The following is a 3,127-nucleotide window of genomic DNA, read 5'->3' as shown; positions in this document are numbered from 1 at the left end:
AATACCAACTGACACGCTCGACGTTGACCCGGTGAATGATCCGTCGTCACGGGCCGAGAGACAATGTCTTCGGAAATGCGAAGTGAGGGGAGCAACACTATGCCGGCAGAACTCATGAGTGCGATCGACGAAGCGAATGCGACGAGCTCTTCTGCCAATCGTCTGGTTGCGGACGAAGATGCATTGCTGGTTGCTGCCGCGAAAGCCAGGGGCACTCGCGCATTTGAGCTGCTGGTCGAACGGCACGAGCGAAGGATTTTTTCAATGGTTCAGCGCATAACCCGCAATCGGGAAGACGCCGAAGATGTCGTGCAGCAGAGCTTCCAAAAAGCGTTCATTCACTTGAAGAAGTTTGAGGGTCAAGCTTTGTTCTCCACCTGGTTAACACGGATCGCGATCAACGAGGCACTTATGTTGTTGCGCAGGAAGCGTTGGTCGCGTGAGGGGCCGACCGAAGAATCAAGCACGAAGACCGAAAGTGCGCTGCCGCTGGATTTCCTGGACTCGGCCCCAAACCCTGAAGATAGTTGCTTAGATCGAGAACAGAAGCAAATTCTGACCGCAGCTTTGAATAAGTTGAGGTCAGGAATACGGAAAGCAATCGAGCTGCGGGAACTTGGTGAGTTATCCACGGAAGAGACTGCGCTAGTCATGGGCCTCTCTGTCGCGGCAGTAAAAGGCCGGGTGTTCCACGGGCGGAGGAAATTGCGCGAGACATTAAGACAAAGTCCGAAGCTAGGTAGGAGAGACAACAAATGAGCAGGCACGTCCGTATTCTTGGCATCGCTGGAAGCCTCCGTCGCGGCTCTTACAATCAGGCTGCGCTCCGCGTGGCCAAATTACTTGTCCCGCAAAACAGCGAGATTGACCTCTTTCTGCTTGATCGTATTCCGATGTTCAATGAGGATGACGAGAAGCGCCCACCATCATCAGTGCTGGAACTGAAGAAGCGCATTCGCAGCGCCGATGCTCTTCTGATCGTAACGCCCGAATACAACTACTCCATCCCTGGAGTCTTGAAGAATGCGATCGATTGGGCCTGTCGGCCCCTCGGGGACAGCGCCTGGTCTGGGAAAGCAGCGGCGATCATGGGTGCGTCTCTCGGCGCAATCGGAACCGCTCGGGCCCAATGCCATCTGCGGCAGATCCTTGTAGCTCTCAACTTGTTTACCCTGAGTCAGCCTGAAGTCGTGATCGCGGATGCTGCACATCGATTCGATGAGAACGGAAATCTGATCCATGACCCGACCAAACAATTGATCCAGGAGCTCCTAAAGAATTTGGTGGACTGGACGCGCCGAATTTCGCCTGCACTGGCCAGAGAAGCAAGCCCATGATCGTAATTCCCGTTATGCGAGAAACGTTCGGGCATGCGCGTGGATTCCACAATTTTCACGTGCTGAACGAATTCACAACGCTCTACCCGAATCCGAGCGCGCTGTCTGGCCGCCGCCATTCGACCTCAAGCCTAGACTCAAAATGAACGCACGGCTTAGGCAGCTCCAGTCAACCGTCGACGAAGGAACCGTAGGCCCGCAAATCGGAAAGGATTGAACATGATTGCCACAAAGATCAGTCCGGATGGACAGAAACTCACTCTTCTCGACCCGGTAATCTAATAGAGGAAGGCCAATGGACCAGCAAAACAAACCGCGCGTGGTTATTGTGGGAGCCGGCTTCGGCGGACTTCTTGCAGCGCGCACGCTGGCACGTTATCCAGTCCAGATTACGCTGGTGGATCGCCAAAACTTTCACATCTTCCAGCCTCTGCTGTATCAGGTGGCAACCGCCGGTTTGTCACCGGACGAAATTGCCGCACCCATTCGCTGGATCATGCGCAGTCAGCGCAGCGTCGAAGTACTGATGTCGGAAGTGCGGGACTTCGATCTTTCGCGCCGGGTGGTGAAGCTGGAAGACGGCGAGGTTGAATACGACTATCTGATCGTGGCGGCGGGTGCCAGTCACGCCTATTTTGGACACGACGAATGGAAGCCCTTCGCCCCGGGCCTGAAGACCATTGAAGACGCCCTTGAGATCCGGCGGCGTGTGCTGCTCGCGTTCGAACTGGCGGAGCACCAGGCCGCCAGCAGTGACGACAAGGATAAGGAACATCCTCAGCTAAATTTTGTGGTGGTCGGCGGCGGTCCGACTGGCGTGGAACTGGCGGGAACACTGGCAGAGATCTCACGCCAGGTTCTGGCTAATGAATTCCGCTCTATCGATCCCAAACGAACTCGTATCGTGCTGCTCGAAGGAGGTCCGCGAGTTCTCCCCGCGTATCCTGAAGATCTCTCGCGCAGCGCCGAAGAACAGCTGCGACACCTTGGCGTGGAGGTACAAACCTCGGCGCTGGTCACTCAAGTGGAACCGGGATCCGTCCATATCGGGGAATCCAAGCTGCCGGCCACCGTGATTCTTTGGGCGGCAGGCGTTGCCGCGTCGCCTCTGGGAAAGAAACTGGGAGCGCCGGTGGATCGCGCCGGGCGCGTGTTGGCGAATCCCGACCTCAGCATTCCCGGACATCCCGAAGTCTTCGTGGTCGGGGACCTGGCTGCTCTGAAAGACGAGAACGGCAAGTGGCTGCCTGGGGTCGCACCGGTCGCGATGCAGGAGGGCAAAGCCACCGCCCACAATATCGGAAACGAATTGCGCGGCGAGCCGCGCAAGGACTTCCACTATTGGAACAAAGGCAGCCTGGCAACCATCGGTCGAGCCGCAGGCGTGGCCGATTTTGGAAAAATTCATGTCTCGGGTTTTCTGGCCTGGTTGTCGTGGTTGTTCATCCACATATTTTTCCTGATCGGTTTCCGTAATCGCCTGATCGTTCTGATCCAGTGGGCATGGTCGTATCTAACTTATGAGCGCGGCGCGTGGCTGATTACCGGCAATACGCACTTGCCTGGATGGAAAGAATCGCAAGCCGAAGAAGCGGCAGACTGCATAAGCACGAAGATACACATTAAAACTCGTCGGTCAGAAAGGAAAATTCAATGAACAGGAAGAGGAGCGAATCGATGGCGCAAACGCCCACAGAGGTCGTGAGGCAATTCTTAGCGAACACAACAAATCCAACGATTGTCAAAGGTCTCGTTGACGAGGATGCGACCTACGTGTCACTCAACTACGA

3 protein-coding genes are annotated in these 3,127 nt (G+C 55.8%); all 3 read left to right on the top strand.

From position 1 onward, the window contains the following. Positions 1-99 precede the first annotated feature (99 nt). The 3 genes from VNX88_07855 to VNX88_07845 all read left to right on the top strand — a co-directional run bounded on the left by VNX88_07855 (position 100) and on the right by VNX88_07845 (position 2,994). Positions 100-759, top strand: a complete 660-nt coding sequence (locus tag VNX88_07855; protein ID HWY68565.1) for a sigma-70 family RNA polymerase sigma factor — start codon at positions 100-102, stop codon at positions 757-759. After that, a complete protein-coding gene (locus VNX88_07850) occupies positions 756-1,337 on the top strand; it encodes an NAD(P)H-dependent oxidoreductase (GenBank protein HWY68564.1) in 582 nt (193 codons plus the stop codon). Before VNX88_07855 ends, VNX88_07850 begins: the two co-directional genes overlap by 4 nt. Before the next feature lie 295 nt (positions 1,338-1,632). Further along, positions 1,633-2,994, top strand: coding sequence for an NAD(P)/FAD-dependent oxidoreductase (locus VNX88_07845; GenBank protein HWY68563.1), 1,362 nt, complete (start codon positions 1,633-1,635; stop codon positions 2,992-2,994). Positions 2,995-3,127 lie beyond the last annotated feature (133 nt).

Source organism: Terriglobales bacterium (genome assembly GCA_035567895.1).
Classification (GTDB): domain Bacteria; phylum Acidobacteriota; class Terriglobia; order Terriglobales; family Acidobacteriaceae; genus Gp1-AA112.
The sequence above is the reverse complement of the archived record's forward strand: the minus strand, read 5'-3'. Positions and strand labels throughout refer to the sequence as shown.

Bases quoted from the DNA above. Each gene is read 5' to 3' on its own strand.
- VNX88_07855 (HWY68565.1), top strand. From the start codon at position 100: ATGCCGGCAGAACTCATGAGTGCGATCGACGAAGCGAATGCGACGAGC.
- VNX88_07850 (HWY68564.1), top strand. From the start codon at position 756: ATGAGCAGGCACGTCCGTATTCTTGGCATCGCTGGAAGCCTCCGTCGC.
- VNX88_07845 (HWY68563.1), top strand. From the start codon at position 1,633: ATGGACCAGCAAAACAAACCGCGCGTGGTTATTGTGGGAGCCGGCTTC.